This is a genomic window from Staphylococcus sp. HMSC06C11, assembly GCF_001808345.1.
GTDB classification, from domain to species: domain Bacteria; phylum Bacillota; class Bacilli; order Staphylococcales; family Staphylococcaceae; genus Staphylococcus; species Staphylococcus capitis.
In genome coordinates this window covers 21,229-27,523 of sequence record NZ_KV793038.1, presented here as the reverse complement: position 1 = coordinate 27,523, position 6,295 = coordinate 21,229, and the positions used below count along the sequence as shown (strand labels likewise).

General features: G+C 33.6%; 5 protein-coding genes and 4 pseudogenes. All 9 read right to left on the bottom strand.

The window, feature by feature from the left end; genetic code table 11:
- A pseudogene (locus HMPREF3154_RS11610) lies at positions 1-206 on the bottom strand (phage head morphogenesis protein); the annotation flags it as partial.
- Between the two features lie 163 nt (positions 207-369).
- Positions 370-519 (bottom strand): annotated as a pseudogene (locus tag HMPREF3154_RS11780) (hypothetical protein); the annotation flags it as partial.
- Positions 507-603: pseudogene (locus tag HMPREF3154_RS11600) on the bottom strand (hypothetical protein); the annotation flags it as partial. The pseudogenes HMPREF3154_RS11780 and HMPREF3154_RS11600, both read right to left, overlap by 13 nt.
- Positions 604-679: 76 nt before the next feature.
- On the bottom strand, positions 680-871 hold the full coding sequence (locus tag HMPREF3154_RS03650; protein WP_037560577.1) for a hypothetical protein: 192 nt from the start codon (positions 869-871) through the stop codon (positions 680-682).
- Between the two features lie 5 nt (positions 872-876).
- Positions 877-1,735 (bottom strand): annotated as a pseudogene (locus HMPREF3154_RS03645) (minor capsid protein); the annotation flags it as partial.
- Positions 1,736-1,806: 71 nt separating this feature from the next.
- On the bottom strand, positions 1,807-3,147 hold the full coding sequence (gene glnA / locus HMPREF3154_RS03640) for a type I glutamate--ammonia ligase (protein WP_002433573.1): 1,341 nt from the start codon (positions 3,145-3,147) through the stop codon (positions 1,807-1,809).
- A 19-nt stretch (positions 3,148-3,166) separates the two neighbouring features.
- The gene (locus HMPREF3154_RS03635; RefSeq protein WP_002433929.1) at positions 3,167-3,535 is read right to left on the bottom strand and encodes a MerR family transcriptional regulator; all 369 of its coding nucleotides are present in this window, start codon (positions 3,533-3,535) and stop codon (positions 3,167-3,169) included.
- A gap of 260 nt (positions 3,536-3,795) precedes the next feature.
- The gene (locus HMPREF3154_RS03630) at positions 3,796-5,034 is read right to left on the bottom strand and encodes a methionine gamma-lyase family protein (RefSeq protein ID WP_023350358.1); all 1,239 of its coding nucleotides are present in this window, start codon (positions 5,032-5,034) and stop codon (positions 3,796-3,798) included.
- A gap of 16 nt (positions 5,035-5,050) precedes the next feature.
- Entirely contained in the window at positions 5,051-6,286 is a 1,236-nt protein-coding gene (gene hflX, locus HMPREF3154_RS03625) for a GTPase HflX (RefSeq protein ID WP_023350359.1), read from the bottom strand.
- Positions 6,287-6,295 lie beyond the last annotated feature (9 nt).

Genomic DNA, 6,295 nt, shown 5'->3' with positions numbered 1-6,295 from the left:
CACGTGCAGATTCAGTAACTAACAATCTACTTGCATTATAAGTATTTGTAACAGTATGTTTCTCATAAACAGTTACATACTCATTAGGATGTCTTCCCCTAAGTGACACATTACTAGCCGTTCTTTCCACTACTTTTTTGAATTACGGCACTATCTTGCCATACTCTTCTAGACCATTTCACACCTTTAAAATTACTATTAACAACACAAAAAAGAGCCGAGACAGTTTCGCCTCAGCTCTTACCCCTAATGTGGTTCCCCTGTTTTGTTTAGCGCTTTAGTATTGTTTCATGTACTGCTCGCGTTCCCATTCAGATTTGCCAGTTTTTCAGCCTCTTGAATGGCATCCTTAATACGTTCATCAGATTTTCTTCTTTCTCTTGCTAAACGATCTTTAATCATTTGAGATACTTCTTCTTGGGAGAATGTTTTCTCCTTTTGCTGTGATTATTCATGAGTTGTTTCTAATTTCTCATTATGCTTCGTTTCTTCAATAATATTACTTTGATTGTTCTCCATGAGATATACCTCCGTTTATAGTCTGTCGACTGCGTATTCCATACTTGCTTTTATAACGTCATCAGCACGTTTTGGACATAAAAAATAACCTTCTGTAGAAGGTTAAAAAAGTGTATAAAAATAGCACCACTTTCTATTTATATGGGTAGAAAGGATGCTTTCAGTTTAAAACAATTGACTTAATTTTATTCTCTGTTATATCGTATAAAATACTACCTGTATCTATTTCTATTGAATTAAATCCATCAAAATTATCATATTTATCATCAAAATCTGTCACTTTTCCAACTAATACTTTATTATTAGTAAGAGTTAATTTGACAATTTTTCCTAAGTAATATTGTAAATTCAAATTAATCACTCCTTTTTAATGTAAGGTACCACATGAAAACCAGTTTTAGAATAATGAACTTTACCTAATTTTGTTTCAATATATTCATCATTTACATAAGATTTGCCGATTATCTTGTTGTAGTTAATAATTTGTTTATTTCTAAATTTCCCTTCATCATCAAATAAAACAGGAAAATTAATAAATTCTTTTTTAGTTATTTTTTCAATCTCCTTGGGATCCAGCGTAATATAACTTGGCAAGATAGAAGAATTATATTTCTTATTATAGTATGCTTTTGTATTTAAAATATGGCGTTCTTGCTTTTCATTATTCAATTCTATCTTTATTTTACCACTACGTATCATATCAAGCATTTCTTTTTTCGCTTTTTCTTGTAATTTTTCTTTTTCTATTACATTGTCCTGTATCCGATACTTATCTTTACGTTCAGTAAAGAATTTATCCCGCCAGTTTCCCACATGCGGTACTGTAGTACTTCTGCACCAAGGGTGCATAGGTGGAGCATTAACTCCAGGTATCATATCTTTAACTTTAAATACTTTGCCATTTAATGTGTGACATATTTTAGATGTTTTCTTGTCAATTTTTGCTACATACTTGTACTCGCCATCTTCACCTAAATCTTTAAGATAAGTTAGCTTCTGTGATTCAGCCTGCACACGTGCAGATTCAGTAACTAACAATCTACTTGCTTTATAAGTAGTAGTGTTAGTTAGTTTCTTAAAATCCTTTATATACTCATTGGGATGTCTCCCTCTAAGTAACATTACTCGTCGTTCTTTCCACTTCTTTTTGAACTATAGCCATATCTTGCCATACTCTTCTAGACCATTTCACACCTTTAAAATTACTATTAACAACACAAAAAAGAGCCGAGACAGTTTCGCCTCAGCTCTTACCCCTAATGTGGTTCCCCTGTTTTGTTTAGCGCTTTAGTATTGTTTCATGTACTGCTCGCGTTCCCATTCAGAAACTTGAGTACGGTAATAATCCCATTCAATTGATTTAGAGTTAATAAATTGATTGTAAATGTGATTTCCTAAAGCTTTTTTGATTGAAGGATTTTCACGCATTGATTTTAACGCAGTATACAATGTTGATGGTAAGTCTTGGATGCCAACTGCTTCTCGTTCTTCACGATTCATTTCGTAGATATTTTGATTTACTGGTTCTGGTACTTCTAGTTTATTCTTAATTCCGTCTAATCCTGCTTCAAGGATTGCTGCTAAAGCCATGTAAGGGTTAGCTGCAGGGTCAACTGAACGTACTTCAATACGAGTTGACAATCCTCTTGAAGAAGGTACACGTACTAATGGAGAACGGTTTTTACCACTCCAAGCGATATAACATGGTGCTTCGTAACCTGGCACTAAACGTTTATAAGAGTTTACTAGAGGGTTACATACTGCAGTGAAACCACGTGCATTTTTAAGAACACCTGCTGTAAATTGATAAGCTGTTTCTGTTAATTGCATTTCGCCATTTGGATCGTAGAATGCATTTTCTTTACCTTTGAATAGTGAAACGTTAAAGTGCATTCCGCTTCCGTTAACACCAAATAGTGGTTTAGGCATAAATGTCGCATGTAAATTATGTTTACGAGCAATAGTTTTTACAACAAGTTTGAATGTTTGAATATTATCACATGCTGTTACAGCATCTGCATATTTAAAGTCAATTTCATGTTGACCAGGTGCAACTTCATGGTGACTTGCTTCAATATCAAAGCCCATATCCTCTAATTCTAATACGATATCACGACGGCAATTCTCACCTAAGTCTGTAGGTGCTAAGTCGAAGTAACCACCATCATCATTAAGTTCTAATGTTGGTTCACCTTTTTCATCTAATTTGAATAAGAAGAATTCTGGTTCAGGCCCCAAGTTGAAGTCTGTGAATCCCATATCTTCCATTTCTTTTAAAACTCGTTTTAAGTTAGCACGAGGGTCACCTTCAAATGGAGTACCATCTGTTTTAAATACATCACAGATTAAACGTGCAACTTTACCTTGTCCAGCAGTCCATGGGAAAATTACCCAAGTATCTAAATCTGGATGTAAATACATATCAGATTCTTCAATTCTTACAAATCCTTCGATTGAAGAACCATCAAACATCATTTCATTATCTAAAACTTTTTCTAATTGGCTAACAGGAACCTCTACGTTTTTAATTGTTCCTAAAATATCAGTAAATTGTAATCTTAAATATCTTACGTTTTCCTCTTCAGCAAACTTACGAATATCATCTTTTGTAAAACTACGTTTTGGCATGGTTTTAATCCTCCAAATTTTATTTAATAAATCTTGATAAGTCACCACGATTTATTGGTAATGTTTCGCTACGCGGTTTCTGTGTTGCATCTACAATCATTCTTTTTCTAGTCTCTTGTTCGTCTGTCGATAAGTGATCTTGATCATCAAAAATGATTTGTTTAATACCTTTAATGTTAAAACCCTTTTCAATTAAAGATTTAATTTCTAAAAGTCTATCCAAATCATTCATTGAAAATAACCTTTTGTTACCTTCAGTTCTTTCAGGTGTAATGAGTTCATGTGTCTCATAGTATCGAATTTGTCTTGGACTTAGTTCGGTTAATTTACTCACTACACTCATAGAGAATACGGCCATGTTACGTCTGATTGAATCGTTAGACTGCACTTGAACCTCTCCTCTACTTTTGAACTTGTCATTAATTTAGCATAGTTTTATCGATAATACAAAAGTATGTAAGGTTTTCTAACATAAAATATCAAAAACCTGTCATATCAATATTTCTACTACCAAATTCATTCAAAATTTTTAATTAATTTCAGGCAACAACTTATACTTTTTAAAATAATTTTATAATTTTCTGACAAAAAGTTCAAACAAATACAAAACTCTCTAAATCAAGTTTATTTAGAGAGTTACATTAATCTTTATATCAAGTTTTGTTTTCGCAGTTGTGTAACTGCTCGTGTTACAGCTAATTTAACATGTTCATAAGTAAGTCCACCTTGTACGTATGCCTCATATGGTGGTCTAATAGGACCATCCGCTGATAATTCTATAGAGGAGCCTTGTACAAAGGTACCTGCTGCCATAATGACATCATCTTCGTATCCAGGCATATAACTAGGTTCTGGACTAAAATGTGCATTAATTGGAGAAGCATGTTGTATACTTTGACAGAAAGATATCATTTGTTCTTTCGTCTCAAATTGTACCGTTTGGATTAAGTCTGTACGTTTTACATTGTATTTAGGTGTCGTTTTCATGTTTAACTTTTCAAGAAGAAGACTGGTAAACAATGCGCCTTTCAAACTTTGACTGACTACATGAGGAGCTAAAAAGAATCCTTGATACATTTCTTGTAAAGAATTTAAAGATGCTCCCGCTTCTTTACCAATACCTGGCGCAGTTAAGCGATAACCGCATCTCTCAATTAAATCTTTACGACCTGCTATATACCCGCCTATCTTAGCTAGTCCACCACCAGGGTTCTTAATGAGTGAACCTGCGATTAAGTCAGCCCCTACTTCAATAGGTTCTTTATCTTCAACAAATTCTCCATAGCAATTATCTACGAATATAATGACACTCGGATGCTGTGTTTTAATTGTATCAATCGCCTCTTCAATTTCATCCACCGGAATTGACGGGCGTTGATCATAACCTTTAGAACGTTGAATAGCAACAACTTTCGTTTTCTCATTTATTGCACTAAGTACAGAAGGAATATCAATTTTACCATTTTTCAATTTGACCTCGTTATAGTGCACACCATGTTCTTTTAAACTTTCTATACCATTCCCGTTCACACCTATCACTTCTAGTAAAGTGTCATATGGACTTCCAGTGATATATAATAACTCGTCACCATATTTTAAAGTACTCTGCAGAGCTAGCGTAATTGCATGGGTACCTGAAATGATTTGTGGTCTGACAAGGGCATCTTCAGCTTTAAATGTGTGAGCGTAAATTTCTTCTAAATGATCTCTACCAAAATCGTCATAACCGTACCCGGTAGATCCTTGCAAGTCACTCTCTGTAGCTTTGACATGGTGAAATGCGTCTAATACTTTTTCTTGATTGATTAACGCAGTTTTCTCAATATCTTTGAAGAATGGTGCTAAAGTCGTTTCAACTTCTTCAATTAATTTGGTCATTTCTTCCATGATTTTTCTTCCTTCTTTATTTTTTATAACCTTTAATACTATAAGTCTCATTGTCTTCATTGAAATAAAGTTCATCAACTAGTGTGTGTTGCTTTAAGAAGTACAATCGATTTGCATCTGTACTATCAACTGTTTCTTCATAATAGTCTAAATGATGTTTTATTTCATCAATCATTAAGTTTCTAACTTTATCTTTATCATTTTCATCACGACTAGATACAAATACATATGGCGATTTAGCAACTGGAGCCTCTTGAGCTTCTGTGCATAAATCTTTTTTATTGAAAATGACAGCCTGAGGTATTTGATCCATATTTAAATCATCAATGATTTGATTAACTGTATCATATTGCGTACGATGTTCAGGATGACTCGCATCAACAACGTGTAATAGTAAATCTGCATCTTTAGCTTCTTCAAGCGTAGATTTGAACGCAGCAACAAGTGTTGTAGGTAATTTCTGAATGAAACCTACTGTATCTGAAATAATAAGATTAAACCCTTCATTTATTTGTATTTGACGTGTTTTTGGGTCTAATGTTGCAAAGAGTAAATCCTTTTCGTAGGTTTCTTCATTCGCTAAAACGTTAAACCAAGATGATTTTCCAGCATTCGTATAACCAACTAAGGCAACTTGGAAAACTTGATTCTGTTCTCGTTTATTTCTATATCTTTCACGATGTTCAACTACTGATTGTAGTTGATGCTTGATTTCATTCATGCGTGTTCTAATATGACGTCGATCCATTTCAAGTTTTGTTTCACCTGGACCTCTTGTACCTATGCCACCGCCTAAACGAGAAAGACTCTTTCCATGACCTTGCAATCGTGGTAAAAGATAATCAAGTTGTGCAAGTTCAACTTGTAATTTACCTTCTCTACTTCTTGCTCTTAATGCGAATATTTCTAAAATCAATTGGGTTCTATCGATGATTTTTATGCCCAAATTATCATTTAATGTTTTAGATTGAGCCGTCGTTAATTCATCATTTGTAACGACAACATCTATATCATGAAATTCGATGAAAGCTTTAATTTCCTCTATTTTACCTTTACCTACATAATATTTATGATCAAATTGTTCTCTATTTTGAGTGATTTGTCCCTTAACATTTAAACGGCAAGTTTGAGATAAAGCTTCTAATTCTTCCATAGTTGAATCAAAATTAAATTGATTATCCGTTTGAGCATGTACACCGATTAAAACAGCAGTCTCTAATTTCTTCTTAGTCGTATGTGGTTGCTGTGCCATGATATACAT